Origin of the sequence: Devosia sp. 67-54, from assembly GCF_001899075.1 — a bacterium.
GTDB lineage: Bacteria > Pseudomonadota > Alphaproteobacteria > Rhizobiales > Devosiaceae > Devosia_A.
In genome coordinates this window covers 139,793-166,025 of sequence record NZ_MKVA01000005.1, presented here as the reverse complement: position 1 = coordinate 166,025, position 26,233 = coordinate 139,793, and the positions used below count along the sequence as shown (strand labels likewise).

28 protein-coding genes and 1 pseudogene are annotated in these 26,233 nt (G+C 68.2%); 22 read left to right on the top strand and 7 right to left on the bottom strand.

The window, feature by feature from the left end; translation table 11 throughout:
• The first annotated feature begins 43 nt into the window (after positions 1 to 43).
• The 5 genes from BGO82_RS05820 (at position 44) to BGO82_RS05800 (ending at position 4,593) form a co-directional block, all read left to right on the top strand.
• Complete coding sequence (locus tag BGO82_RS05820) at positions 44 to 412, top strand: hypothetical protein (RefSeq protein WP_291304621.1); 369 nt, start codon at positions 44 to 46, stop codon at positions 410 to 412.
• An 87-nt stretch (positions 413 to 499) separates the two neighbouring features.
• Entirely contained in the window at positions 500 to 925 is a 426-nt protein-coding gene (locus BGO82_RS05815; protein WP_291304620.1) for a CBS domain-containing protein, read from the top strand.
• 686 nt (positions 926 to 1,611) lie between these two features.
• A complete protein-coding gene (locus BGO82_RS05810; protein ID WP_291304619.1) occupies positions 1,612 to 2,289 on the top strand; it encodes a Spy/CpxP family protein refolding chaperone in 678 nt (225 codons plus the stop codon).
• Positions 2,290 to 2,437: 148 nt separating this feature from the next.
• Positions 2,438 to 3,664, top strand: a complete 1,227-nt coding sequence (locus tag BGO82_RS05805) for an aminotransferase class V-fold PLP-dependent enzyme (RefSeq protein WP_291304618.1) — start codon at positions 2,438 to 2,440, stop codon at positions 3,662 to 3,664.
• A 17-nt stretch (positions 3,665 to 3,681) separates the two neighbouring features.
• Positions 3,682 to 4,593 carry a DMT family transporter gene (locus BGO82_RS05800; protein WP_291304617.1) on the top strand — a complete coding sequence of 304 codons (912 nt, stop codon included), beginning with the start codon at positions 3,682 to 3,684 and terminating at the stop codon, positions 4,591 to 4,593.
• On the opposite strand, the gene BGO82_RS05795 is transcribed toward BGO82_RS05800, so the two are convergent.
• Positions 4,568 to 4,978, bottom strand: coding sequence for a hypothetical protein (locus BGO82_RS05795; RefSeq protein ID WP_291304616.1), 411 nt, complete (start codon positions 4,976 to 4,978; stop codon positions 4,568 to 4,570). The two genes, BGO82_RS05800 and BGO82_RS05795, sit on opposite strands and share 26 nt — an antisense overlap.
• 344 nt (positions 4,979 to 5,322) lie before the next feature.
• Here BGO82_RS05795 and BGO82_RS05790 point away from each other — a divergent pair, with 344 nt between their 5' ends.
• The 5 genes from BGO82_RS05790 to msrB all read left to right on the top strand — a co-directional run bounded on the left by BGO82_RS05790 (position 5,323) and on the right by msrB (position 8,593).
• On the top strand, positions 5,323 to 5,928 hold the full coding sequence (locus BGO82_RS05790) for a thymidine kinase (RefSeq protein ID WP_291304615.1): 606 nt from the start codon (positions 5,323 to 5,325) through the stop codon (positions 5,926 to 5,928).
• Entirely contained in the window at positions 5,925 to 6,311 is a 387-nt protein-coding gene (locus tag BGO82_RS05785) for an acyl-CoA thioesterase (protein ID WP_291304614.1), read from the top strand. Before BGO82_RS05790 ends, BGO82_RS05785 begins: the two co-directional genes overlap by 4 nt.
• Positions 6,312 to 6,394: 83 nt before the next feature.
• On the top strand, positions 6,395 to 7,249 hold the full coding sequence (locus BGO82_RS05780; protein WP_291304613.1) for a peptidase inhibitor family I36 protein: 855 nt from the start codon (positions 6,395 to 6,397) through the stop codon (positions 7,247 to 7,249).
• Between the two features lie 150 nt (positions 7,250 to 7,399).
• Positions 7,400 to 7,984, top strand: coding sequence for a peptidase inhibitor family I36 protein (locus BGO82_RS05775; RefSeq protein ID WP_291304612.1), 585 nt, complete (start codon positions 7,400 to 7,402; stop codon positions 7,982 to 7,984).
• Positions 7,985 to 8,182: 198 nt separating this feature from the next.
• The gene (gene msrB, locus BGO82_RS05770; RefSeq protein ID WP_291304611.1) at positions 8,183 to 8,593 is read left to right on the top strand and encodes a peptide-methionine (R)-S-oxide reductase MsrB; all 411 of its coding nucleotides are present in this window, start codon (positions 8,183 to 8,185) and stop codon (positions 8,591 to 8,593) included.
• A 102-nt stretch (positions 8,594 to 8,695) separates the two neighbouring features.
• On the opposite strand, the gene BGO82_RS05765 is transcribed toward msrB, so the two are convergent.
• Positions 8,696 to 9,043: a YrdB family protein gene (locus BGO82_RS05765; RefSeq protein ID WP_291304610.1), complete on the bottom strand. Its 348-nt coding sequence runs from the start codon at positions 9,041 to 9,043 to the stop codon at positions 8,696 to 8,698.
• Between the two features lie 47 nt (positions 9,044 to 9,090).
• Positions 9,091 to 9,294, bottom strand: a complete 204-nt coding sequence (locus tag BGO82_RS05760; protein ID WP_291304609.1) for a DUF2934 domain-containing protein — start codon at positions 9,292 to 9,294, stop codon at positions 9,091 to 9,093.
• A gap of 488 nt (positions 9,295 to 9,782) precedes the next feature.
• Here BGO82_RS05760 and BGO82_RS05755 point away from each other — a divergent pair, with 488 nt between their 5' ends.
• From BGO82_RS05755 to BGO82_RS05725, 7 genes are all read left to right on the top strand, one after another.
• The gene (locus BGO82_RS05755; protein ID WP_291304608.1) at positions 9,783 to 10,514 is read left to right on the top strand and encodes a Crp/Fnr family transcriptional regulator; all 732 of its coding nucleotides are present in this window, start codon (positions 9,783 to 9,785) and stop codon (positions 10,512 to 10,514) included.
• A gap of 7 nt (positions 10,515 to 10,521) precedes the next feature.
• A complete protein-coding gene (locus BGO82_RS05750) occupies positions 10,522 to 10,767 on the top strand; it encodes a hypothetical protein (protein WP_291304607.1) in 246 nt (81 codons plus the stop codon).
• Positions 10,768 to 10,855: 88 nt separating this feature from the next.
• Complete coding sequence (locus BGO82_RS05745) at positions 10,856 to 12,013, top strand: mandelate racemase/muconate lactonizing enzyme family protein (protein WP_291304606.1); 1,158 nt, start codon at positions 10,856 to 10,858, stop codon at positions 12,011 to 12,013.
• Positions 12,014 to 12,368: 355 nt separating this feature from the next.
• Positions 12,369 to 13,742, top strand: a complete 1,374-nt coding sequence (locus BGO82_RS05740; RefSeq protein ID WP_291304605.1) for an FAD-binding oxidoreductase — start codon at positions 12,369 to 12,371, stop codon at positions 13,740 to 13,742.
• 274 nt (positions 13,743 to 14,016) lie between these two features.
• Positions 14,017 to 15,072, top strand: coding sequence for a Flp pilus assembly protein CpaB (gene cpaB / locus BGO82_RS05735; protein ID WP_291304604.1), 1,056 nt, complete (start codon positions 14,017 to 14,019; stop codon positions 15,070 to 15,072).
• The gene (locus BGO82_RS05730) at positions 15,069 to 16,460 is read left to right on the top strand and encodes a type II and III secretion system protein family protein (protein ID WP_291304603.1); all 1,392 of its coding nucleotides are present in this window, start codon (positions 15,069 to 15,071) and stop codon (positions 16,458 to 16,460) included. Before cpaB ends, BGO82_RS05730 begins: the two co-directional genes overlap by 4 nt.
• Positions 16,460 to 16,702 (top strand): hypothetical protein, encoded by a 243-nt coding sequence (locus tag BGO82_RS05725; protein WP_291304602.1) that lies wholly within the window; start codon positions 16,460 to 16,462, stop codon positions 16,700 to 16,702. Before BGO82_RS05730 ends, BGO82_RS05725 begins: the two co-directional genes overlap by 1 nt.
• Before the next feature lie 147 nt (positions 16,703 to 16,849).
• On the opposite strand, the gene BGO82_RS05720 is transcribed toward BGO82_RS05725, so the two are convergent.
• The 3 genes from BGO82_RS05720 to BGO82_RS05710 all read right to left on the bottom strand — a co-directional run bounded on the left by BGO82_RS05720 (position 16,850) and on the right by BGO82_RS05710 (position 19,005).
• Positions 16,850 to 17,044, bottom strand: coding sequence for a dodecin family protein (locus BGO82_RS05720; protein ID WP_291304601.1), 195 nt, complete (start codon positions 17,042 to 17,044; stop codon positions 16,850 to 16,852).
• 128 nt (positions 17,045 to 17,172) lie between these two features.
• Entirely contained in the window at positions 17,173 to 17,646 is a 474-nt protein-coding gene (locus BGO82_RS05715) for a tetratricopeptide repeat protein (RefSeq protein WP_291304600.1), read from the bottom strand.
• Between the two features lie 258 nt (positions 17,647 to 17,904).
• Complete coding sequence (locus BGO82_RS05710) at positions 17,905 to 19,005, bottom strand: helix-turn-helix transcriptional regulator (RefSeq protein ID WP_291304599.1); 1,101 nt, start codon at positions 19,003 to 19,005, stop codon at positions 17,905 to 17,907.
• Positions 19,006 to 19,760: 755 nt separating this feature from the next.
• Between BGO82_RS05710 and uvrB the strand changes: the two are divergent.
• Both uvrB and BGO82_RS05700 read left to right on the top strand, forming a co-directional pair.
• Positions 19,761 to 21,902, top strand: a pseudogene (uvrB, locus tag BGO82_RS05705) (excinuclease ABC subunit UvrB); the annotation flags it as partial.
• Positions 21,903 to 22,059: 157 nt separating this feature from the next.
• Positions 22,060 to 22,356, top strand: a complete 297-nt coding sequence (locus BGO82_RS05700) for a GIY-YIG nuclease family protein (protein WP_291304598.1) — start codon at positions 22,060 to 22,062, stop codon at positions 22,354 to 22,356.
• A 679-nt stretch (positions 22,357 to 23,035) separates the two neighbouring features.
• Here BGO82_RS05700 and BGO82_RS05695 read toward each other — a convergent pair.
• A complete protein-coding gene (locus tag BGO82_RS05695) occupies positions 23,036 to 24,121 on the bottom strand; it encodes a TIR domain-containing protein (RefSeq protein ID WP_291304597.1) in 1,086 nt (361 codons plus the stop codon).
• A 455-nt stretch (positions 24,122 to 24,576) separates the two neighbouring features.
• Here BGO82_RS05695 and BGO82_RS05690 point away from each other — a divergent pair, with 455 nt between their 5' ends.
• The 3 genes from BGO82_RS05690 (at position 24,577) to BGO82_RS05680 (ending at position 26,187) form a co-directional block, all read left to right on the top strand.
• The gene (locus BGO82_RS05690; RefSeq protein WP_291304596.1) at positions 24,577 to 24,978 is read left to right on the top strand and encodes a hypothetical protein; all 402 of its coding nucleotides are present in this window, start codon (positions 24,577 to 24,579) and stop codon (positions 24,976 to 24,978) included.
• 550 nt (positions 24,979 to 25,528) lie between these two features.
• Positions 25,529 to 25,792 carry a hypothetical protein gene (locus BGO82_RS05685; RefSeq protein WP_291304595.1) on the top strand — a complete coding sequence of 88 codons (264 nt, stop codon included), beginning with the start codon at positions 25,529 to 25,531 and terminating at the stop codon, positions 25,790 to 25,792.
• A 59-nt stretch (positions 25,793 to 25,851) separates the two neighbouring features.
• Positions 25,852 to 26,187, top strand: coding sequence for an SH3 domain-containing protein (locus tag BGO82_RS05680; protein ID WP_291304594.1), 336 nt, complete (start codon positions 25,852 to 25,854; stop codon positions 26,185 to 26,187).
• The last annotated feature ends 46 nt before the right edge of the window (positions 26,188 to 26,233 follow it).

Here is a 26,233-nt window from a genome sequence, read left to right as displayed (position 1 = left end):
TTGGCTTTCTCACGCCGTTGTGAACCTCGTGCGTGAGTCGCTTATGTCTGAAACCATCGCCGCCGAATCCATCGCCGAAACCGCCGCCGACTCCCCCGTCGCGGCCGCTGCTCCCGCGGCCGGCACGCCGAAGCGCCGCCGCGGCGACGCCTTCACCACCGCCACCATCGTCTCCTTCTCGCTCACTTTGCTGGGCGCAAGCTTCGCCATCCTGTTCGGGCTGGTGCCCCTGCACGCTGTCAGCCCGCTGACCCGCATCGACATCGGTGCCCTGCTCTTCGTCATGCCGGTCGTCGCCCTGGTGCTCGCCGTCTGCTTCGAGGTCATCCGCATCGCGCTGCACAGCCCCGAACTGCCCGAGCCGCGCCGCCGCCAGGCCGTGCGCTGGTCGCCCGGCCGCCGCGAGGGCTGATCGCTCCCTCAAGGAAAGGACAACCTGATTGTCTTTTCCCGCTTTCGTGATCGGCGCAAACTGCCCGTCCGAGAGGAGGAGAGTACGATGCAAGTCGAGAATATCCTTCAATCCAAGGGCCGGGCGGTGCACACCGTACCGACCGGCGCCACCATCGCCGAGGCGGTCGAGATCCTGAACAGCCGCCGCATCGGCGCCGTCGTCGTCACCGACCGCGGCAAGGTCGCCGGCATCCTCAGCGAGCGCGACATCGTCCGCCACCTCGGCAGCGACTGGGCCGGCCTCGCCACCCGCAAGGTCGGCGAGGTGATGACCAGGGATGTCGTCACCATGGGCCGCCGCGCCTCGCTCGACGAGGTCATGGAGCGCATGACCGAGCGCCGCATCCGCCACCTGCCCGTCGTCGACAATGGCGAGCTGGTCGGCATCGTCTCCATCGGCGACGTGGTGAAGCGCAAGATCGAGGAAACCGAGCAGGAAGCCCTGGCCCTCAAGGAATACATCGCGTCGTAAATCCGCGGAGCGGCAACAGGGGTAGTTTTGCCGGCCACGCGTGAGCAGGCCGCAGAGCCCGCCACCCCCACCGGGTCATTCCCGCTGTCCTTCCCACCGGGTCATTCCCGCCATCCCCACCGGGTCATTCCCGCGAAAGCGGGAACCTCTGTTGGCGGAGCAAGAGATGGCCCCGGTGGACCGTGCCGGGCATCGCCCGGCTCGTCCCCGCCTGCCGACTGCACCCGCAGCAAACCGAGGTCCCCGCTTTCGCGGGGATGACCCCGGTGAATGGAATGGCCGATTTCGCTTCCGCTTCCATCACCCCACGCTGCATCAAGGGCATAGAAGCCCTCACCAGCGCCCTCCACCCACCCACCGGGTCATTCCCGCGAAAGCGGGAACCTCTGTTGGCCGAACGCGGTGTAGGGCACTCAGCATCGTGCCGGGCATCGCCCGGCTCGTCCCCGCCCTGCCGACAGCACCCGCAGCAAACCGAGGTCCCCGCTTTCGCGGGGATGACCCCCGGTGAATGGAACGGCCGATTTCGCTTCCGCTTCCATCCCCCCCCGCGCGGTCGCCCCATCCCGCCACCTTTCCAACCTCACCAAAGCTTCATCCGGCCGCAATCTCCCGGGCAGCTTGGGTCGGCTAGCCTCGCTCGTCATCCGGGATCGTCACGATCCCCTTCGCCAAAGGGAGCCCCCATGAAGACCCCAACCGCCATCGCCGCGCTGGTCGTCGCCTCGATCAGCCTCTCCGCCCTCCCCGCCTTCGCCCAGGACGCCGGCAGCAGCAGCACCCCGCCGCCGCCCGCGTCCACGGCCCCCGCCGCGCCGTCGGCCGCTGCCCCCGACCACGGTCCCGCCGCCGGTCCGCGCGGCCATATGCGCGTACGCGGCCCCATGGCCGGCGGCGTCGCCGGCCGGCCCTTCGCCATGCTGACGCTCGCCTGCTCCGACAAGGGCGCCGGCGCCCTCGAAAAGATGCTCGACCGCAGCGCCAAGCGCCTCGATCTCAGCGCCGACCAGCAGAAGCTGTTCGACGCCTTCCGCGCCAAGGCGCTGGTCGCTGAAACCGGCTTCGCCGACGCCTGCAAGGCCGCCCGGCCCGACCGCACCGCCCAGACCCGGCCCGACCTGCTCGACCGCGTCAAGGCCGGCCTCGCCATCGACCAGGCCCGCCTCACCGCCCTCAACGAGGTCTTCCCGGATTTCGAGGCCCTCTACAACAGCCTCTCCGACCAGCAGAAGCAGCATCTGCTGCCGCGCGCCGGCCACTGGCACAAGCACCATGCCGGCCCCGGCATGCAGCACGGCGGCAAGGGCATGTCGCAGGGCGGCCCCGACCGCAACGGCCCGCCGCCCGCGCCGCAGAAGTCCTGAAGCTTCCCCTGGGCCGGCTCATGCCCTCTTGCCGGCCCCGCGGCGAGCCCGCCGCTCGCCGCCCGAGCTCCCGCTGTCCCCCACAGCGGGAGCTTTCTTTCGCAGGCCCGAACCGCTACGAGAGGTCAGCTACGAAAGGCCTCCGTCCATGTCCCTGCCCCTCGATCCCGCGCGCATCCGGGCCGAGTTCCCTTCCTTCCGGCAGCCCGACCTCAAGGACTTCGCCTTCTTCGAGAACGCCGGCGGCTCCTACACCTCGGCCCCCGTGCTCAACCGCATGCGCGCCTATTACTGGAACACCAAGGTCCAGCCCTACGGCGCCTACCCCGCCTCGCGCGCCGCCGGCGACGCCATGGACGAGGCGCACCGCCGCCTGGCGCTGGCGCTGAACGTCGCCGCCGACTGGATTCATTTCGGCCCCTCGACCTCGGCCAACACCTACACCCTGGGCCGCGCCTTCGAGGCCTGGCTCAAGCCCGCCGACGCCATCGTCGTCACCAACCAGGACCACGAGGCCAATTCCGGCGCCTGGCGCCATCTGGTGTCGCGCGGCGTCGAGCTGCGCGAGTGGAAGGTCAACCCCGACACCGGCCATCTCGACCTCGCCGAGCTCGACAGGCTGCTCGATTCCAAGGTCCGGCTGGTCGCCTTCCCGCACGTCTCCAACATCGTCGGCGAGATCAATCCGGTCGCCGACATCGTCAAGCGCGCCAAGGCCTTCGGCGCCGTGACCGTGGTCGACGGCGTCTCCTACGCGCCGCACGGCCTGCCCGACCTGCTGCAGCTCGGCTGCGACATCTACCTGTTCTCGGCCTACAAGGTGTACGGCCCGCACCAGGGCGTCATGGCCGTGCGCCCCTCGCTCGCCGCCGAGCTGCCCAACCAGGGCCATTTCTTCAACGAGACCAACCCGCGCAAGCGCCTCGTTCCCGCCGGCCCCGACCACGCCCAGATCGCGGCCTGCGCCGGCATCGTCGACTATCTCGAAAAGGTCGCCGACATCGCCGGCATCGGCGTGCAGGGCGCCGGCCCGTTCCGCATCGCCCACAACGCCATGCGCGTGCAGGAACAGACGCTGCTCGCGCCGCTGCTCGACTATTTGCGCAACAAGAACGGCATTCGCCTGCTCGGCCCCGACGATCCGGTGAAGCGCGCGCCCACCGTCTCCATCGTCCTCGACCGCCCCGCCGCGCACGTCGCCGGCATGATCTCGCGCCACAATGTCGGGGTCGGCGGCGGCCATTTCTACGGCTGGCGCGTGCTCGAGGCGATGGGCGTCAACCCGCTGCACGGCGTCTTGCGCATGTCCTTCGTGCACTACACCACGCCCGAAGAGGTCACGCGCCTGATCGCCGCCCTCGACGCCGAGCTCTAGCGCCCGAGCCCGCCCCGATGTCGCGTACCGTCGCCGCCCTGCTGCTGCTGTTGTGCACCCTGCTCTGGGGCATCGCCTTCCTGTTCCAGAAGGGCGCCATGGCGCATATGGGGCCGCTGGTCTTCACCGCCATCCGCTATGCCATCGGCACCGTCCTCGTCGGCCCGCTGGCCATCGCCGAATACCGCCGCCAGGTCCGGAAGGTCGGCCGCCTGACGCCGCGGCAATGGCGCCAGCTCGTGGTGCTGCTGCTGTCCTTCTTTGCCGGCGTCTGGGCGCAGCAGGCGGCGCTGCAGACCACCACCGTCACCAATGGCGGCTTCCTCACCGCCCTCTACGTGATCTTCACGCCGCTGGTGACCTTCCTGTTCGCCCGCATCCGCCCGCACCCCATCATCTATCTGGGCGCGCCGATGGCGCTGGTCGGCATCTACTTCCTCACCGGCGCCGATCTCGGCGCCTTCAGCTTCGGCGATGGCCTCCTGGTCGTCTGCGCCGTCTCCTGGGCCATCCAGATCGCCGTCCTCGCCCCGCTGGTGCAGGAAACGGGCATGCCGGTGACCATGTCGGCCCTGTGCTTCGCCGCGACGGCGCTGTTCTCGCTCGTCGGCATGAGCCTGCTCGAACATCCCACCTGGAACGCCGTCTCCGCCGGCTGGGTCGAAATCCTCTACACCGGCGTGATGTCGACCTCGATCGCCTTCACGCTGCAGGCCATCGGCCAGCAATACGTGCCGTCGGCCAATGCCGCGATCATCCTGTCGGCGGAATCGCTGTTCGCCGCGCTGGGCGGCGCCATCGCGCTCGGCGAACGGCTGCCGCCCCTCGGCTATTTCGGGGCGGCGCTCATCTTCGTCGCCATCGTCCTCGTCGAGGCCGTTCCGGCCCTCAGATCGCGGCGGCCTATTGTAACGCCGGGATCAGCGTGAAGTCGTTGCAGACGACGACATAGGCGCAGCCATGCATCACGAAGTTGACGCCGGGCTTCAGCGTCAGCGTGCCGTTCATGGTGTAGCCCTGCACCGTCATCGAGCCCTTCCAGGTGTTCTTGCCCGATGGCTTGGCGTGGTCGACCACATATTTGCCGATGAACTGATGCGTCTGCGGCGTGTCGGCGTCGCCGCGGGCGGCGGCCAGCGTCACGCACAGCTCCTTGCCGCTGTTGCCGCACAGCGCCAGCGCGAAATCCATCTTCCGGTCGGTGGTCTGGTAGGTCCCCAGCGACTGCGCCGTCGCCGCATAGGACGCGACCGGTGCGAGGCCGCACAGCGCCGCGACGCCGACGCTTGCAATGGTGCGCAACAGATTGCTCATCGAATGATCCCTTGTGTGCTCATTTGGGCGCCCCCCTCGCCGCCGCATCAGCCGGGCCGAATGGGACTGAAGTAAGGCCACGACTCCTAGAGCCTTGTCATCGCGCTGTCACCTGCACGCCCTAGGCTTTCCCATGTCCGGATCGCCCCCGATGATCCGGACCTCCGGCGCCTTCGCAACGCGCCGCACCGCCTCGGGCCGCCGCTCCAACCCGGCCGCCCTGCCGATCCCCATCGGCCCTCGGCCGCCCTCGCCGGCGGCCGTTTTTTGTTCGCCGCCAGCTTCCCCGCTTGTGCCCGCGCCCCCGCCTCGGGCATGAAGGACGCTCGTGTCGCGGAACGCCGATGGCCAAGCTGTATTTTTCGTACTCGACCATGAATGCCGGCAAGTCCACCTTGCTGCTGCAGGCCTCCTACAACTACCGCGAGCGCGGCATGCGCACGCTGCTGTTCACCTCCGGCCTCTACGCCGCGCCGGGGCGGACGACCGGCCGCATCGAATCCCGCATCGGCATCTCCGCCGAGGCCGACCTGTTCAACGCCGGCGACGACCTGTTCGACCGCGTGCGCGAGGCGCAGCAGGCCGGCAAGGTCGATTGCGTGCTGGTCGACGAGGCGCAGTTCCTCACCGAGGAGCAGGTCTGGCAGCTCGCCCGCGTCGCCGACCGCCTGCGCATCCCGGTGATGGCGTTCGGCCTGCGCGTCGATTTCCAGGGCAGGCTGTTCCCCGGCTCCGAAGCGCTGCTCGCCATCGCCGACAGCCTGCGCGAGATCCGCACCATCTGCTATTGCGGCGCCAAGGCCACCATGGTGGTGCGCAAGGACGAGCACGGCCGCGTCATCACCGAAGGCAGCCAGGTGTCGATCGAAAAATCCATCTACGTCTCGCTCTGCCGCAAGCACTGGGAAGAAGAGATCGGCCGCTGGCCGGTTCTGGGACCTGCACCATGACCACATTGTCCGAGCCGAAAGGCGCCCTCACCGTCCGCACCCTCGCCATGCCCGCCGACACCAACCCTGCCGGCGACATCTTCGGCGGCTGGGTGATGAGCCAGATGGACATCGCCGGCGCTATCGCCGCGGTGGAGCGCGCCCAGGGCCGCGTCGTCACCGTCGCGGTCGAGGCCATGACCTTCATCTCGCCGGTCAAGGTCGGCGACATCCTGTGCGTCTACACCTCGATCGAGCGCGTCGGCACCACCTCGATCACCGTCGCCATCGAGGCCTGGGCCCGCCGCAACCGCCTCGACGACCGCGTCAAGGTCACCGCCGGCCGATTCGTCTACGTCGCGCTCGGCGAGGACGGCCTGAAGCGCGTACTGCCGCCCACCTGACGCCGCGCCATCGTCACCGGAACCGGCACGGTGCGGCGCGCGTTGTCTGGTGCCGGCTTACTCATTTCCGAGGGATTATCTTCATGCACAATCGGACCAAGCGAACCCTGCTCCGGGCTGCCACCACCGTGGCCGTCGCCTGCGCCGCGGCCGCTGTCTTCCTGCCGGCCGCGGCGTCGGCGGCGCCCGCCACCACCAGTGGCGCCACCGACATCTACTCCCGGCCCGGCGGCCGGCCCGTCGGCCATCTGTCGGCCGGCACCGCGGTCGATGTCGGCGGCTGCCGTGAAGGCTGGTGCTACATCACCAGCCCCGAGCGCGGCTTCGTTGGCGCCAACGCGCTGCGCTCCGGCGGCGCGGCCCTCCAGCCCAATTTCAACCTCAACTTCAACTTCCCGCAGGGCTCGTTCTCGATCGGCACCGGCGGTGTCTCCATCGGCATCGGCACGCCGCCGCCCCCGCCGCCGCCCCCGGGTGGCGGTCACGGTGGTCCCGGCGGCCCGGGTGGTCCCGGCGGCCCCGGTGGCCCGGGCGGTCCTGGTGGCCCTGGTCCCGGTGGTCCCGGCGGTCCTGGCGGACACGGTCCCGGCTGGCCGGGTGGACCGGGTGGTCCTGGCGGACATGGTCCGGGCTGGCCGGGTGGACCCGGTGGTCCTGGCGGCCCCGGCCCTGGCCCTGGCGGTCCCGGCGGCTTTGGCGACGTCTGCTTCTATCTCGAGCGTGGCTACGACGGCCCCCGCTTCTGCATGGACCGTGGCGACCGCTACTCCGCGCTGCCGCGCAGCGTCGACAACCGCATCTCGTCGATCCGCAACCAGCGCGGCCTCGAGGTCACGGTCTGCCGCGATCCCGGCTACCGCAACTGCCGCGTATACACCACCAGCGCCTCGTCGCTGGGCAGCTTCAACGACGCCATCTCGTCCATCCGCGTCAGGTAGGGACCTCCACATCTGGCACGTTTGACGAGATGGGGCGCTGCGCGATTTGCGCGGCGCCCCTCTGGTTTTTGGGAACTGTGGCAACTGGGCCCTTCCGGCCTCCGCCCCGACCCGCTAGGGTTTGCCGTGATTGCGGTTACCGAGGGTCCGATGTCTGTTCTTGCCCGTCTCGTCGCCGGCGCCATCCTGGCGCTTTCGCTCGCTCTGCCCGCCGCGGCCGTACAGCCTCGCGGCAGCGCCGGCTGGACCACCGATGGCTGGACCAATTACAGCGGCGTGCTCTACCACGGCCCCGGCGTCAAATACCCCGTCACCGGCCACGTCGAGGCCGGCATCCGCATCCGCGTCGACCGCTGCAGCCAGTTGTGGTGCCTGATCCACACCAAATCCGACATCGGCTGGATGTCGCTCGACAACATCAGCTTCGGCCAGGGCCCCTGGCGCGCCTTCGTCAACGTGCCGAAGCTCCCCGTCACCTATGGCGGCGGCGTCTGCTTCTACACCGGCACCAACTACACCGGTGCCGCCTATTGCTACGGCGCCGGCCACACCGTGAAGGACCTCTACCTCGCCGGCGCCGACAACGCCTTCCGCTCGGTCAGGATCACCGGCACCGGCAGCGCGCTGGCCTGCCGCGACCGCAATTTCCGCAGCTATTGCGTCATCCTCAATCAATCGAAGCCCCGCCTCGAAGGCCTGCTCAGCGGCGCCATCTCCTCGATCCGGGTCTACTGACCCCCTACCCCTACCGCGGTTGGCCGAACGAGCGCTCCCGGGCTCGCTCGGCCAGAGCCCGGGAAAAATTCCTGCCGGTGCCGTCAGCACCCGCCTCACCGCCGCCTCCCGACATCCTGAACCGCCGTGTTCGCCGCACGGCGTTTTTATTTGCCCCGGAACTTCCTACATTGGCGGCAACGCAACGGAGATTCCGCGATGGACGCCAAGACCTATCCCGTCACCCACACCGACGCCGAGTGGCGCGCCCGCCTGACCCCCGAGCAGTACTACATCATGCGCGAGCACGGCACCGAGCGTCCCGGCACCTGCGCTCTGCTGGTCGAGAAGCGCCCCGGCACCTTCTCCTGCGCCGGCTGCGACACGCCGCTGTTCGAGGGCAAGGTGAAGTTCGAGAGCGGCACCGGCTGGCCCAGCTTCAACGAGCCGATTCCCGGCGCCACCGAGACCACCTCCGACCGCAGCCACGGCATGCTGCGCACCGAAGTCCACTGCGCCACCTGCGGCAGCCATCTCGGCCACGTCTTCAACGACGGTCCCCCGCCCACCGGCCTGCGCTACTGCATCAACGGCGTCGCCCTGAACTTCACCCCCGCCACCACGAACTAGCAGTCGGGACTCCTCTCCCGCTTGCGGGGGAGGGGGACCAGCGAAGCTGGTGGAGGGGGCGGCCCCACGCACGACACGACCGATTCCAGCGGCGCAACCCCCTCAGAACTGCCTGAACCCCAGCATCCCCAGCACGTTGATCGCCACCAGCGCGCAGAAGATCGAGCCGATGAAGGCCTGCCCGGCCACCACCCAGGCGGCCGTCGCGGCCAGCATCATCGCCATTTTGAACACCAGCAGCGCCGGCATCTTCAGCCGGCGCTTGCCCGCCCGCGGCGCCGCCCACACCGCCCACAGCACGATGGCCACCGCCGGCAGGCCGAGCGCCAGCGCCAGTTTGAGCCACAGCACCGTGCCCACGCTCCAGCCGGCGAAACAGAACGCCGCCAGCATGCCCAGTTCCAGGATGAAGGCCAGCAGCAGATTGCCCTGGCGCAGCGACCGCAGCATCGACGCCCCCTCCGACGCGCCTGCTTAGCAGAGGCGCGGGGGCGGCTCTATTGCTTCTTCGCCCGCGCCGCCGTCGCGCCTGGCTTCGGCGGCGGGGCGTTGACTTCCTGCATCTGCTCCGGCGCCGCCAGGCTCACCTCCGCCCGCGTCCAGAACTCCATGTCGCGTCCCTCCGGCCGACCCGCCTGCTCCCACAATTGGTGGGCGCGCTGCCGGATCGCCGTTTCGTCCTTGTGTCGTGTGCCAACCATCGGCTGCTCCTTGCTGCGCTCTCAACGCGGTGGCGGCCGTTCCCGTTTCCCCCCGCGCCGCCTGCAGCCGCTCGAGCACCATCCGCAGCGCCCGCTCGGTGTCGCGCACCCGGCTGTGCTGCACCACGCTGCCCGGCAGCGTCTGCAGCGTCGCGGCGAAATTCCGCCGCTGCCCCTCGACCAGCGCGGCCAGCACGTCGATGGCCTCGACCAGGCCCGGATCGGACCGCCCGCTCCGCCGCAGGCGCTCCGCCGTCGTGGCGAGGCGCACGCTTTCGGCCTGCCACCGCCCGATCCTGTCGTTGATGTCGCGGACCAGCCGCCCCGCCTCGCGCGCCGCCGTCGTCGCCTCCGACAGCGTGCGCCGGCGCGGCTCGTCTCGATCGTTGCCGTTGTCCATGCCCCGGCATGCCCGCCGCCCGCGCCGGGCACACTTAACAATGTTAGCGCCGCGGAACGGGACGCGCCGTTCTCGCGTTCGACGGCGGATGACCCACCCGTCCCTCGACCGGTTTTTCCGCAAATTGGCGCTGCGCGACGTCATCTCCGCCGCCGAGCGCGACGCGCTCTCCGCCGCGGCCGGCGGCGAGGCCGAAATTCCCGCCGGCGCCGATCTGGTGCGCGAAGGCGACCGCCCCGACCGCTCGACGCTGGTCGTCTCCGGCTTCACCACCCGCTACCGCGTGCTGAGCGACGGCCAGCGCCAGATCACCGCCATCCACGTCCCCGGTGACTTCGTCGACCTGCACAGCTTCGTGCTCAAGGAGATGGATCACTCCGTCGGCGCGCTCTCGGCCTGCCGCATCGTCACCTTTCCGCACCGCGGCCTCACCGAGATCACCGAGCGCTTCCCGCACCTGACGCGCGTGCTGTGGCTGATGACGCTGCTCGACAGCGCCATCCATCGCGAATGGATCGTCGCCATGGGCCGCCGCTCCGCCAGCGCCCAGCTCGCGCACCTCGTCTGCGAGCTCTATGTCCGCCTGGGCGTCGTCGGCCTGATCGACGGCGACAGCTTCGTGCTGCCCATCACCCAGGTCGAGCTGGGCGACGCGCTCGGCATCTCGGCGGTGCACGTCAACCGCGTGCTGCAGGAACTGCGCAGCGAGAACCTGCTGACCTGGCACAACCACAAGATTCACGTCCTCGACTGGCCGCGCCTGCAGCGGCGCGCCGAGTTCGATTCCCGTTACCTGCATCTCCAGCAAGAACCGCGATGAGGACGTCGTGCCGATCTACTTCTTCGACATTCGCGATGATCAGGGCCTGCACCGCGACGATACGGGGCTGGAATTTCCGGATCTGCAGACCGCCGTGCAGGAAGCCCGCCGCACCCTGGCCGAGATGAACCGCGACGCCCTGGCGCATGGCGGCGACCAGGGCCTCGAAATCCTCGTCCGCGACCACGGCGAAGGCCCCGTCCGCCTGTCCCTGTCGCTCACCACCGAAAACCTCGACGGCCGCGGCCGATAGCGCGCCGGCATCGCCGCACTGGACGGAGGTACGTACCTCACTCTAAGCTCCGTGCGGCCGCGGAAACATCGCGGCGGGAGGGGCGACAATGCAGATTACATCGGTCAAGACCGCCGCCAGCAGCGGCCATTGCATGCATCTGTGGGTCCGCATCGAGACCGATGCCGGCATCACCGGGCTGGGCGAATGCGTGCATGGCGGCCACCAGGCGATCGCCATCATCAACGAGCTGGCGCCAAAACTGGTCGGCCGCGATCCCTTCGCCATCGACGCCCTGTTCGAGGAGCTGCGCCGCGGCCTCGTCTTCGAGGGCGGCTTCGCCGGCGCCCTCATCACCGCCCTCACCGGCATCGAGATCGCGCTGTGGGACGTCAAGGGCAAGGCTCTCAGAACGCCGGTCTACGAGCTGCTCGGCGGCAAGTTCCGCGACGACGTCCGCGTCTATTGCGACTGCGAGGTCGAGCCCGGCATGGACATGGACGAGATCCGCCGCGTCATCGACGAGGTGCTCGAGGCCGGCTTCACCGCCCTCAAGATCGACCTCGACATCTTCGCCTATGGCCACCACGGCAGCGAGGTCGAAGGCTTCGAGAAGGACCGCTTCAACATGACGCCCAGCCGCTGGGAGCACGACCGCATGGTCCGCCTCGCCGAGATGGTCGTCGCCGCCGCCGGCCCCTCGATCGATGTCGCCGCCGACCTCCACACCCGCCTCGACAAGCACTCCGCCATCCGCCTCGCCCGCGACCTCGAGCCGCTCAAGCTGATGTGGCTCGAAGAGCCGGTGCCGCCCGAGAACGTCGACACCATGCGCGAGATCACCGCCGCCACCGCCACCCCCATCTGCGCCGGCGAGAACCTCTACCTCCGCCACGGCTTCCGCGACCTCATCGAAAAGCACGCCGTCGACATCATCATGCCCGACATCCCCAAATGCGGCGGGCTGAGCGAATGCCGCAAGATCGCCAACCTGGCCGAGACCTATTACATGCCCTTCGCGCCGCACAACGTGTCGTCGCCCATCGGCACCATGGCCTCCGCCCATGTCTGCGCCAGCGTGCCCAATTTCCTCGTGCTCGAATTCCACTGGTTCCACCGCGACTATTGGAGCACCATCATCACAGACAAGCGCGACATCATCCGCAACGGCCGCATCGCCCTCACCGACCGCCCCGGCATCGGCCTCGAGCTCGACGAAGAGGTCGCCCGCGCCCACCAATACCCCGGCACCACCTGGTTCGAGTAACCCCCGCAATCACCCGACCTCCCCTCTCCCCTCCGGGGAGCCCCCGGCGGTTGGCCGAACGAGCCCCCTCGGGATCGCTCGGCCAGAGCGCAAGAGAATCCCGCAGTCACCCCGGCCTCCCCTCTCCCCTCCGGGGAGCCCGGCGGTTGGCCGAACGAGCCCCCTCGGGATCGCTCGGCCAGAGCGCAAGAGAATCCTGCAGTCACCCCGGCCTCCCCTCTCCCCTCCGGGGAGAGGGTGCCTCGCGCAGCGAGGCGGGTGAGGGGCCGTCGCACGATCTCACGAAAATCTCCCGCTTTGTCGATTTGCCCCCTCCCCGTGCGTCGTATCCACGAACGACCACGAAGGAACGACCATGACCAAGATCGATGATGTCATCGCCGCGCTGCGCACCGGCTTCTCCGGCACCCTCATCCACCCCGCCGATGCGGCCTACGACACCGCCCGCACCGTCATGTACGGCGGCTACGACAGGCATCCCGGCCTCATCGCCCGCGCCCGCACCGTCGCCGACGTGCAGCGCGTCGTCGATGTCGCCCGCGACACCGGCATCGAACTCGCCGTCCGCTCCGGCGGCCACTCCAATGCCGGCCACTCCACCACCGAAGGCGGCCTCGTCCTCGATCTGCGCGACATGACGGCCATCGCCGTCGATCCGGCGCAAAAGACCCTCACCGCCGAGTCCGGCGCCACCGCCATCGCCGTCACCCGGGCCGCCCTCGCGCACGACCTCGTCGTCGGCTTCGGCGACGCCGGCAGCGTCGGCATCGGCGGCATCACGCTGGGTGGCGGCGTCGGCTATCTGGTGCGCAAATGGGGGCTGACCATCGACTCCCTGCTGGCCGCCGAGATCGTCATTGCCGACGGCCGCCGGCTCACCGCCAGCGCCACCGACAATCCCGAGCTGTTCTGGGCCCTGCGCGGCGGCGGCGGCAATTTCGGCGTCGTCACCAGCCTCACTTACGCGCTCGCCGAATTGCCCGCATTCACCGGCGGCATGCTCTGCCTGCCCGCCACCGCCGAGACCCTCGCCGGCTTCGTCGCCGCCGCCGAGAACGCGCCCGACGAGCTTTCGACCATCGCCAACGTCATGCCGGCGCCGCCCATGCCGTTCCTGCCGCCCGAGCTGCACGGCAAGCTGGTGATCCTCGGCATGCTGGCCTTCGCCGGCCCCGACGCCGACGCGCAGCGCGCCCTCGCCCCGTTCCGCGCGCTGGCCAGGCCCTACGCCGATTTCGTCAAGCCCGGCCCCTACACCCAGATGTATCCGCCCGAGGACCCCGACTATCATCCGACGGCGGTGGCGCGGAACATGTTCATGGACCACATCGGTCTCAGCGAAGCCCGAACCATCATCGACCGGCTGGACCAGAGCGACGCCGTGTTCCGTGTCGCCCAGATCCGCGTCCTCGGCGGCGCGTCTGCCCGCGTGCCCGCCGACGCCACCGCCTACGGCCACCGCGAGGCCGCCATCATGGTCAACCTCGCGGCCTTCTGGACCACGCCCGAAGACCAGGCGAAGCAGCAGGCCTGGGTCGACCGCTTCCGCGCCGACCTCACCCAGCAGACGCAGGGCGCCTATGTGAACTTCCTCATGGCCGAGGGCCACGAGCGCATCCGCAGCGCCTATCCCGGCGCCATCTGGGACCGCCTGCGCCTGGTCAAGCGCCAATACGACCCCACCAACCTCTTCCGCCTCAACCAGAACATCGCTCCAGCCGACGCCTGACCCCCGCAGTCAAGCCACCGGCGCTCGCATCTCGGGTTCTTTCATATCGTCATTCCCGTTCTCCACATCGTCATTCCCGCCTGCGCGGGAATGACGATCGGGAAAGACCATGCCCCCCTCCCCTCCCTTAACCACCCCTTTCCGCAATCCCTCAAACTGTCATGGCTTTGGAACCACGACAGTCATTGTTGCGCGCTAGACAGGACGGGTTGGCCGGAACCGGCCTGCGCAGCCGCCGGATTGGTGGGGCGAACGAGCTGCGAGCGAGGGATTGTTGCTTCGGCGGACTGAGACTGTTGCTGCTGCCAAATCCGAGAGCGGACCGCCGCAGCCGGCGCGCTACGACGTCGAGTGGGCGTCGGGCTCGTCGCTCGACCGCCGGCAATCCACCGACCGCCGCCAGACCGAACGGCGCGGCATGGACCGGCTGCGCGCCGAAGCGCTGCAATCGGTCATCGCCCGCGTCGAGGACCGCAATTTCAACGGCCTGCGCGACCGCCTGCACTGGCCGCGCGCCATCCCGCCCAGCCGCCTCGTGCTGATCGGCGTCGCCGTGCTCGCCGCCGGTGCCGCCGCCTTCCTCGCCAGCCAGTACGAGCAGCCGACGCCCGCCGCGGCGGCCACCGCCGTCATGCCGGTCGAGCAGGCCGCCCCGACCACCCGCATCCTCGTCGCCGCCCAGTCCATCGGCACCGGCCAGCGCTTCACCGAAAAGTCGCTGCAATGGCAGGATTGGCCCGACACCGCGCTGCGGCCCGACTTCATCACCGCCACGGCCGACCCCGACGCCCTCGCCAGGACCGAAGGCGCCGTCGCCCGCGTCGATTTCGTCGCCGGCGACCCCATCGTCGCGCAGAAGCTCGCGCCCGCCGGCGGCGGCTTCCTCTCCTCGATCCTCGCCAGCGGCATGCGCGCCGTCTCCGTCACCATCGCCGCCGAGGCGGCGTCGGGCGGCTTCGTCGTCCCCAACGACCACGTCGACGTGGTGCTGACCCGCTCCGCCAATGGCGACCCGGCGACACAGGAATCGCACATCATCCTGCGCGATGTCCGCGTGCTCGCCATCAACACCCGGCTCGGCACCGGCCCCGCCGCGGCCGACGCCGAGAGCCAGGACCCGAGCACGCAGGCCTTCTCCGACCGCGCCATCGCCACCCTCGAGCTCGACCCGACGCAGTCCGAGGTGATCATCAACGCCACCACGCTGGGCCGGCTGTCGCTGGTCCTGCGTCCCGCCGCCGACTCCGCCGCCGCCTCGGAGCAGGCCTCCGATGCCGAGCGCGCCACCAACGCCGCCATCCGGCTCTCCAGCCCCTTCTGGATCAAATGACCGCTCACCGCTTCCTCACCGGACGTCCCCTCGCCCTGCTCTGGGCCCTGCTCGTCCTGTCCTTGGCCACCCTGCCCGCCGCGGCGCAGACCGTCACCTACGACCTCTCGACCACCTCGGTGATGCGCATCAACCTGCCGGTGTCGCAGGCGGTGACCGTGGTCATCTCCGGTCCGGTCGGCAAGGTCGTCGCCGCCGACCCCACCATCGCCGACGCCCAGCCCATCACCGACCGCTCGGTCTATGTCGTCGGCCGCGCCTTCGGCACCACCACCGTCAACCTCTATTCCGCCACCGGCACGCCGGTCGGCCTGCTCGCCGTCGAAGTCGGCGCCGATACCGCCGACATGCAGCGCTCGATCAAGGCCGCCGTGCCCGGCTCCGCCGTCAAGGTGCGCACCGTCAACGGCCGCGTCGCCCTCTCGGGCACCGTCGGCGACGCCAATTCGATGCAGAAGGTGCTCGACATCGTCGCCCAGTACGGCAGCCCGGCGGTCATCAACACCATGACCCTCACCGGCGGCCAGCAGGTCAATCTCGAGGTCCGCATCCTCGAGGCGCAGCGCGACGCCGGCCGCGACCTCGGCATCCAGTGGGGCGGCAGCGCCGGCCCGCTCAACGCCAGCATCAATGGCGGCCCGTCCAATCCCGCCGGCGACGCCGCCTCCTTCTCGTCCTTCATCACCAGCGTCATTTCCGGCGGCATCAGCCTCAACGCCACCATCAACGCGCTCGAGGCCAAGCACGTCGTGCGCACCCTCGCCGACCCCAACCTCACCACCCTCTCGGGCGTCAATGCGAGCTTCCTCGCCGGCGGCCAGGTGCCCATCCGCACCACCGATTCCAACGGCACCGCGGCGCTGAGCTACAAGGATTTCGGCGTCCGCCTCGTCTTCACCCCAATGGTGCTCGACGGCGACCGCATCCAGATCCACCTGACCCCCGAGGTCAGCGGCATCAACGGCTTCACTGCCACCGGCGATCCGGTGTTCAACACCCGCACGCTCGACGCCACCGTCGAATTGCGCGACGGCCAGTCCTTCTCGGTCGCCGGCCTCCTCCAGAACGACACCCAGCTCAGCCAGAACCAGTTGCCCTGGCTCGGCGACGTGCCCATCCTCGGCTCGCTGTTCAAATCCTCGAGCTTCAAGAAGCACGAGACCGAGCTCGTCGTCATCGTCACGCCGCGCCTGGTGCAGCCGAGCCCGCCCGGCCAGGTGCTGGCGACGCCCCTCGACGGCACCGTGCCCGCCAACGACGCCGAGTTCTTCGCCCTCGGCCAGATGGAGGTGACGCCGAAAATGCTGAAGGCTTTCCGGTCCGGCGCCGGCGCCGTCGGCCCCTACGGCTACATCATCGACCTCGGCGACGGGACCAGCACCAATTGATGAAACCCACTCTCACCGCCGCCGCCTTCCTGCTGATGGCCGTCGCCACCGCGCCGCTCGCCGGCTGCGCCTACGACTACGCCCAGCACACCGACCGCGTCTCCTTCCGCGCCGGCAACGCCGTCGCCGCCAATCTCGAGGCCGAAACCATCAACCCCTCGAAGCGCTCGATGCTCTCCACCGCCGGCCTCGGCAGGAACGGCAACGTCCTCGCCGCCCCGGCAAGCTCCGCCGCCGACTAGAACATCAGTCGTCGTCCCCTCCGGGAGAGGGCCGCGGCACGATCCCGCACTCGGCGATCCTCTCCCGCTTGCGGGGGAGACAGACCATGCGAAGCATGGTGGAGGGGGCGGCCACAAACACTGAACGTGGGGCCGCCCGCGCCTCCCCTACTCCAGCGCGAACGCGATCTTCGCGTTGATCCGGTACTTGGTGATCTTGCCGTTCTCGACCGTGGCCTGGAAATTCTTCACGTTGATCGACTTGATCCCGCGCACGGTCTTGGCCGCGTCGGCAACCGCGTTGGCCGCTGCCGCCTCCCAGCTCTTGTCGGACTCGGCGAGGACTTCGATGACCTTCAGCATGGTGGCTCTCCTTTGACCTGCAGCGCGGCTTTGCCGTCGCGCCCTGGGGAGGCTACGCAATGCACTCCGGCAATGAAACCTGAAAATCCGGCCGCCCGATCACGTCGCCGGGAGTCTCGCCGCCGCGCTCACGTCGCCCTGGCGTTCGCCAGCATCGCGAGGTTGTTCGCCACCACCGCATTGTCCGGCGCCAGCGCCTTGGCCTGGCGGAAATTGGCCAGCGCCTGCGTCAGGTTGCCCCGCAGCAGATAGGAATAGCCGAGATTGTTGTAGTACTGCGCCGTGCCGCCCGACAGCCGGTACAGCGACGCATACACCCGGTCCGACAGATCGAACCGCCCGAGCCGGTCATACGAGGCGCCCAGCCCCACATAGCCCTGCGGATCCTTCGGACTCAGCTCCACCACCTTCTTGTACAGGGCGGCCGAGTAGCCGAAATCGTTGTTCCTGAAATGGCTGCGCGCATCCACCAGCGCCGCGTCGGCGGTCATGTCGCCGATGCTCGGCAGGTCGGCCGACGCCACCTTGCCGCTCGTGCCGTAGCTGCTGCCCAGCATCGAGCTGCAGCCGCCGAGCGGCAGCGCCATGAGCGTGAGTGCCATCACCCCGAGAACCGCAGCCTTCATCGTCGCGCCAAGCCCCAAAATCTACGCATCCCTGCGTAAGGGCGGCCTCGCGCCCGCGCAACCGAACTCCGCCGCTGCTCCTAACGCCCGGTGAACGGCATCGCTCGAAACTGACACGCCGCGTTGCGCCGCACCGTCTCCCGGTCGGCGATCCTCTCCCGTCTACGGGGGAGGGGGACCGTGCGAAGCATGGTGGAGGGGGCGGCCACAAGAACCGGCTTCTACGTCTCGCCCCTACCCCAGCGTCGGCGTGTGCACCCCGCTGGCGCCGCTCAGCAGCAGCGCCAGTTCGGCCTGCCGGCTGGTGCCGGTCTTGGCCATCACCGATTTGAGCTGCGTGCGCACCGTCTCGCGCGACAGCCCGTAGGCCGCCGCCATCTCGTCCACCCCCAGCGCCGAGGCCACGCCGCGCGCCACGCGCGCCTCCGCCGGCGTCAGGTCGAACAGCCCGGTCAGCACGTCGGCCATCGGCAGTTCCGGCCGCGTCACGCTGGTGATCATCAGCAGCCCCGCGGCGCGCGCGAACACGTCGTTGGCCGCCCGCCGCACCGGCACCAGATGCGCGATCAGCGCATCGGCGCCGGCGCTGGCCGGGATCGGGATGGAGCGCACGCTGGTCGCCTGCGGCCCGCCGAGCTGGCCGAGCGCCTCGACCAGCAGCTGGTCCGAGCGCGGCGTGCCGAACGACACCCGGTCGAGCGCTCCGATGCGCACCCGCGGCGCCAGCCGCGCGAATCCGGGATTGGCGCTCAGCACCCGCCCCCCGCCGCCGACCAGCGCCGCCGGCAAGCCGATGATCTCGAGCGCATCGGTCGCCGCCCGCGCTGCCTTCAGCCCCAGCCGGTGCGCCAGCAGCGCCGCCCGCGCCAGGTGCGGCCGGTAGCGGTCGAGCCGCTCCATCTCGGCGCGCACGAACGGCCCGTCCGCCAGCCGCTTGGTCAGGTCGAACACCAGCATGTCGGCGCTCGGCGTCAGGATCACCGACCCCGCCGACCATTTGAACCCGTGCTTGGTGATGAAGTCGCGATAGATCAGGTCGGCGTCGAGCTCGTCCTGCGTGAACAGTTCGAGGTCGTGCTGGAAGCCGACATGCCCGCTGGCGATCTGCCGCGCCGGCCGGCGGTTCTCGTACGTCGCGCCGCGGTGCGCGAAATCATCGAGCGCCTCGACGTAGTTCGGCGTCGAAATGTAGCGCGCTCCGTCGGCCCCGAAGGCCAGCAGCGCCGCCGCCGGCGCGTGCGTCTCGTCGGCCATGCTGCGCAAGACCTGCGGCCACAATTCCGGGATCGCGGCAGCCTCGTAGATGCGATCGACAATATCGTCGGAAATAGTCACAAAGTCTCCCTGCCACCTGTGTCCCGCCGGCCGCACGATGTGTCAAGTATATCACGCGCTCTATTGCCGCTTGGCGGCGTTGCCCGCGACACGCGAGACTCCCGTTCCCTCTCCGTTCCGCCTGTGCTAGGAGGGGGGACTCATCGTCCCACTGACATTTTCTGGCGGGGTACCTATCTAAGGTGCCTGCACCGAAAGACCGTCCGCGAGCGCTCCGCATGCCGTCCAGCAAGTCCGAGAACCAGTCCGCCTTTTCCATCGACGACTTCATCGGCGAGATCGAGAAGGCCGAGGACGAGCGGCTGGGCAAGCGCCTGCCGCAGGAGCGGCTGAAGAACAAGCGCGCCCTCGACAACGCCGCCCGCCGCGCCGCCGAAGCCGCCGGCAATCCCGGCAAGCTCACGCCTCAGAAACTGAAGGCGCAGAAGAGCGCCGCGCTCGAACAGGCCGAAGCCGAAGGCCTCATCGTCGACACCGGCAAGGGCAAGCGCTCCGCCGCCACCGGCATGAGCCTCAAATCGCCCAAGTCGAAGGCCAACTCCGTCATCCGCCCGACCAACCTCGACGGCTTCGGCGAACAGCAGCAGGCCGGCTTCGGCCACATGCCCTCGCAAAAAGCCCTGACCGCCCGCGACCTCTCCCGCGCCGCCGCCAAGGACCCGGCGGTGATGGCGCAGATGCGCGGCGCCCTCGAGACCGCGACGACGACCGCGAAGGCCAAAGTTCCCGGCTCCGGCTCGGGCCGCAAGGTGAAGCTCCCCGGCCAGGACCTCAGCAACGCCCAGACCGTCGGCATCTCCGCCACGGTGAAGGCCCTCGAGGACATCATCCTGCACGGCCGCAAGGAGGTCGAGGGCAACACCGCCTGGATGCCGCATCGCCCGGCGCCGCGCGAAAAATCCGAGGGCGGCATCCCGTTCAAGCTGATGTCGCCGCTGGCCCCCGCCGGCGACCAGCCCACCGCCATCGCCGAACTGGTCGAGGGCGTCGGCAATGGCGAGACCGACCAGGTGCTGCTCGGCGTCACCGGCTCGGGCAAGACCTACACCATGGCGCAGACCATCATGCGCACGCAGCGCCCTGCCCTCATCCTGGCGCCGAACAAGACCCTCGCCGCCCAGCTCTACGGCGAGTTCAAATCGTTCTTCCCCGAGAACGCGGTGGAGTACTTCGTCTCCTATTACGACTACTACCAGCCCGAAGCCTACGTGCCGCGCACCGACACCTATATCGAGAAGGAATCCACCATCAACGAGCAGATCGACCGCATGCGCCACGCGGCGACGCGCGCTCTGCTCGAACGCGACGACGTCATCATCGTCGCCTCGGTGAGCTGCATCTACGGCATCGGCTCGGTCGAAGACTACACCGCCATGACCTTCGACCTGCGGAAGGGCCAGACCATCGACCAGCGCGACCTGCTGCGCAACCTCACCCAGCTGCAGTACAAGCGCGGCGACACCGGCTTTGTGCGCGGCACCTTCCGCGTGCGCGGCGACACCATCGAGCTGTTCCCCGCCCACTACGAGGACGCCGCCTGGCGCATCACCCTGTTCGGCAACGAGATCGAATCCATCTCCGAATTCGATCCGCTCACCGGCAAGAAAAGCTCCGACCTGCTCTTCATCCGCGTCTTCGCCAATTCGCACTACGTCACGCCGCGCGCCACCCTCACCGGCGCCATCCGCGAGATCAAGAAGGAGCTGGCCGGCCGCCTGCAGGAGCTCAACGGCGCCGGCCGCTTCCTCGAGGCGCAGCGGCTGGAACAGCGTTCGCTCTTCGACCTCGAGATGATGGAGGCCACCGGCTCCTGCGCCGGCATCGAGAACTATTCGCGCTATTTCTCCGGCCGCAAGCCGGGCGAGCCGCCGCCGACGCTGTTCGAATACCTGCCCGACAACGCCCTCGTCTTCGTCGACGAGAGCCACGTCACCATCGGCCAGCTCGGCGCCATGTATCGCGGCGACCTTCGCCGCAAGGCGACGCTGGCCGAATACGGCTTCCGCCTGCCCTCCTGCATGGACAACCGCCCGCTCCGCTTCGAGGAGTGGAACGCCATGCGCCCGCAGACCGTCTATGTCAGCGCCACCCCCGGCGCCTGGGAGATGGAGCAGGCCGGCGGCGTCTTCGCCGAGCAGGTCATCCGCCCCACCGGCCTCACCGATCCGCCGGTCGAGATCCGCCCGGCCAAGACCCAGGTCGACGACGTGGTCGACGAGATCCGCCAGGTCGCCAAAGCCGGCTACCGCACCCTCGTCACCGTGCTCACCAAGAAGATGGCGGAGGACCTCACCGAATATATGCACGAGCAGGGCATCCGCGTCCGCTACATGCACTCCGACATCGACACCATCGAGCGCATCGAGATCATCCGCGACCTCCGCCTCGGCGCCTTCGACGTGCTGGTGGGCATCAACCTCTTGCGCGAAGGCCTCGACATCCCCGAATGCGCCCTCGTCGCCATCCTCGATGCCGACAAGGAAGGCTTCCTGCGCTCGGAAACCTCATTGATCCAGACCATCGGCCGCGCCGCCCGCAATGTCGACGGCCGCGTCATCCTCTACGCCGACGGCGAAACCGGCTCCATGGCCCGCGCCCTCGCCGAAACCAACCGCCGCCGCGAGAAGCAGCTCGCCTACAACCAGGCGAACGGCATTACACCGCAATCGGTCAAATCCAACATCAAGGAGATCGTCGACAGCGTCTACGAAAAAGACCACGTCACCATCTCCATCGGCAAGGACAAGTCCGGGAAAGAAGAAATCCAGGTCGGCGCCAACCTCGCCGCCGTCATCAAGGACCTGGAGACGCAGATGCGAGAGGCCGCCACGAATCTGGAGTTCGAACGCGCCGCAAGGCTCCGCGACGAAATCAAGCGGCTGCGGGAGATGGAACTGGATACGCTAGAGGGGGCAGAGGACTAGTCCGCCCCCCGCCTGTCATCCTCGCCTCACCCACAACGTCATTCCCGCGCAGGCGGGAATCCACCTCTCCCCACGCACGGTGCCAGGCTCTGGATTCCCGCCTGCGCGGGAATGACGTAGTGTGTGTACCATGAGCGGGAAGCACTTCTTCGTCTACATGCTCGCGAGCAAGCCGAACGGCACCCTCTACATCGGCGTCACCAGCAACCTCGTCACGCGCATCTCCATCCACCGCGACGACCTGGTGCCGGGCTTCACCCGCCGCTACGGCGTGCACCGCCTCGTCTGGTACGAATGGCTCGAATTCGCCGAACCGGCCATCGCCCGCGAAAAACAACTCAAGAAATGGAACCGCGCCTGGAAGATCAGGCTCATCGAACAAATGAACCCCAACTGGGACGACCTCTTCCCCTTGATCGTCCCCTGACCGCCCCCCTCTCAAGGCACCAACCTCTCCACAACGTCATTCCCGCGAAGGCGGGAATCCGCCTCTCTCAACGCACGGACTCCTGGCCGGCACCCTTCGACTGCGAAGAGGACTCCTCCCCGCGACGGCGCCGCCTTCGAAGAGCGGCGGCCACGCTAACCAGCCTCACCTCGTCCAAACTAGCGCACCCCTTCGCTCATCAATTCGACCCAAGTCGGACACAACTGCAGAACTCAGGAGCGGGCAACTGCGATCGCCTCACCAAGTCGTTGCAGGGCATTGAGACGCCGCTTGTATGCGAATATCCGACTGAACATGAAGACCATCTTCCGCGAATCTATCCGCGCCCGCCCATTTGCCGCTTGTAGCATTTCCGAGAGTTCGAAGAGGATGTCACACATGCTGAGGAGGTCGAACGGCGCAACCTCGACAGGCCGCCGAATCCTAGTATGGACAACGCAAGCTTTAGTAGTTTGGCTCGCTCACCTTCGTAGCTATCGAAGCGGGACGCCGCGTAGTCGAGTTGCTTAGATAGTCTTGCACGAGCAGCATCGTCGTATGGGACGCCGCCTGCGGCGACAGCAACCTGCCCGATTTCGAGTAGTGTTTTCCCCACCATATGTCTCCCACGCCGCGCTCTCTGCGCGCCGAACGCAATGCCGTTCTAAATTCGCACTACTTAAGGCTTTCCTAGGCCCCTAAGGGCTTCAAGTATCTTCATGCCCGCATCGAGTTCAATTGAGTCGCCCTGATAGCGCGACTGATATAGCCCCTGCAGATTGGAGGGCAGGTCAACCCCATCTTCGACAACTAAAATGAACTTGTTGTCGTATAGCGCCATGGATGCCCCGATCTCTATCAGCACGTTGGGATTGATTTGGGGGTGGGGTATCCCATTTACATCGGTGAGTATGCCTTCTGACCCGACGTGGATGATTGAGGCCGAGCACCCCCGCATCGCATCCATTACTTTCGACGGAAGCGGCTTCGCTGTTGTTTGTTGTTCCACGGCAACAACAGGGTCGAAGCCGCCCAACGTCACAAGCTTCTTAATCTGCTCCATTATCTTGGTGTTCTTTCCATGTGTGATAAACACCTTGTTGGTTTGAGGCGTCGCCAGGGCCGTTGTCTGCCTGACCTCACCCGTCGGAATGGAATCAACGACGTTTACACGCTCTGCCGGAGCGACGGTTCCATCGCTTGCATCCTCCGGATCAGCAGCCGCCGGAGTGGGTTGGTTAGCACCGTCCAAAGCAACAAATGGGCCTGTCTTGGTTTCCCGGATGAACCCGACATATGTCCCATTCTGCCTTAGCAGCGAGACAAGGTCCGACGCGCGCTCCTTTGGCATGCCCATTCCTACAAGCACGTTCGCAGCAATCTCATCTCGCGGGAATTTTGCCCGGTCATATTGCTTGAAAAACTCTCGAGGAAGCTTTGGCCTCAGCACAGCTTCTTGCCGTGCAGCGGCGTCATCGCCCTCTAATGTTGGGGCAACCATCCGCCGGCCCAACTCTGTCAACGTGATCATAGCGGCATTGTATCCGCCATCCGTGAGGCCATACGCAATTGATGCGCCACAAAGCATTCTCCAACCGCCACTAGTGGGACTAAGTCCCAGTGCCAAGGCGACGTTGTGTGGTGCGGCCCCCTTCCCGGCAAAGTTATCCCATATCGCGAACGCAACCTTCTCGGAGTTCTGCAGGGTCAAACTTGGAATATCTGCCTGACTGACTCTCGATGGCTTAGCGTCTTCCTTATCCAATGCGGCTGGGTGTGCTTTCGCCATAGCTTTTCCTCGGGCGGATCACGATGCTAGATTATCTCTCCCGAGGAGTACGTAGCAAGAACGTCTCGTGATTGAACTGGAACAGTAAGATCACGTGGCGTTTGCATACAGATAAGGCACTGGTATTGCTGTTTTTTTCTTGACCCAACATCTTGTGGATAAGACACGATAAACAGCGGTCTTGAGGTGCTCGGCCAACCTGCCGTAAGAGTTCTTCGCTCACCCTCGGGCCAGTTGCCCCCAAAATCCCTCGCGAAATTCCTCGATCTTCTCGGGCTCCCTCTCGTCCACGCGCGGATGCTCGACCACCCCCCAGCAACATCTGCGGCGTCCTCTGGTCCGCCTCCTATAACCCCGTTCCACCCGCCCGACTTATCCACCCCCTCCCGCACCCGGTGTAAACTCCGTCCCCCACCCCCACGGAGTTTGCCATGTCCAGCTTCGACGACCCGCTCACCACCAGCGTCCGCCTGGTCGATCTCTACACCGCCACCCGCCCGGCGCTCCGGGCGCTGGTCGAGCTGGTCGCGCCGCACGCGAGCCGGCGCCCGTGCGAGCCGGCGGCGCCCGGCCTCGTCGCCGCGGCGCGCCCGCTGCTCGCCACCGCGCGCCGGCTGGTCTCGCGCGAGCCCGGCGGCCGCGGCCTGCTCGAACTGCGCGAGCCGCTCGACTGGGCCGGGCTCGCCGCCAGCCTCGCCTTCGCGCAGGCCGCCTTCGGCCGCTTCGAGCGCGCCTATCGCGACATCGACCGGGCCAGCCTGCGCGGCTATTGGCGCACGCCCGGCGTCGAGAAATATCTGTCCAAACTCAATGGCTTGAACGAAATCCGCTGAAAACTTATCCACGGGGGTTTCGGGCCGGCTTACACTCTGCCCGCGGCCGCCAACACGCGGGGTCCTGACGAGGGGCCGGCGGCCGCGGCGGGCGGGGTGGCGGTCGCGCCGCCCCGGGCCCGGCAGTGGGTCGCTATGGGGCATCTCTTTTCCCCCCATATCCGCCCGGCCGGGCCGAAAATCCCGTCACGCGAGAGCGCTGGGTGTCTCGTTCACACCCAAAACTCCTCGGAGGCGCCCGGCGCTCTCCGTCCGCGGACCGGTTGTGTCCGCGGCAGGCCAATCCCCCGGCGCCGCTGGCGTCCGGGCCCGTCCGCCTGCCCGCGCGCCGCCGGGACATTGCGGGGCGACTTCCGGCTGCCCGCGTGCTAGCCTGATGGCTGTCGAGGGTGAGGGCGGGGCCAGCGCCTCTTCGTCACGCTGTCAGCGTCCGACAATCCCCCTGGATGGGAGCTCCGGGGGGATTTTCTTCCCCCGGGGACGCACCGCCACCGGCCGCGATGCAACCCCGCGCCGCCGCCGGTCATTCTGCCTCCACACGGAGATGCCCATGGCCCGCCCCGAATCCCAGCACGTCAAATCGCTGCGCCGCTTCCGCCAGCGCCTGGTCGACGCCCGCCGCGCCGCCGCCGCCGACCCCGATGTCGATGCCGCGCTCGAGCGCTTCACCCGCGTCGAAACCGCCATCGGCCTCGTCGATCGCGCCATCGACAACGAGCTCGATCTGACGCCGCTGCCGCATGTCGACGACCCCACCGAGCCCGGCGCCTTCCCCGATTCCGATAAGGGCCCGCCGGTCATCGAAACGCTGTGAGCCCCGCCATGCCCGCGTCCACGTCCGCATCGCCATCGTCTGCCGCCCGGAGCGCCCCGATGCCGAAACTGCTGCTTGCCGCGCTGCTCGCCGCCGCCGCGTTCGCCACCCCGGCCGCCGCGGCGCCCATCGCCCGCGCCAGCGGCGTGCTGGTGATGCGCGCCGGCCCCGGCGACATGTATCCGCGGGTCGACCGGCTGGCGAAGGACGAGCGCGTCACCGTCGCGTCCTGCACCCGCTTTGCCCGCTGGTGCCTCGTGCACCAGCTCGATGGCGGCCCCTCCGGCTGGGTGCCGGGCAGCTACCTCGTCGGCTCCGCCGCCAAGAACGCCGTAACGCCGTTCGAGTTCAGCTTCGATCCGCTCGATCCCGGCGGTTTCTTCCGCCGCCGCTAGCGTCGGCATCCGGGGCCAGGCGGCCCCGCCCCGCCGCCACGCGCAA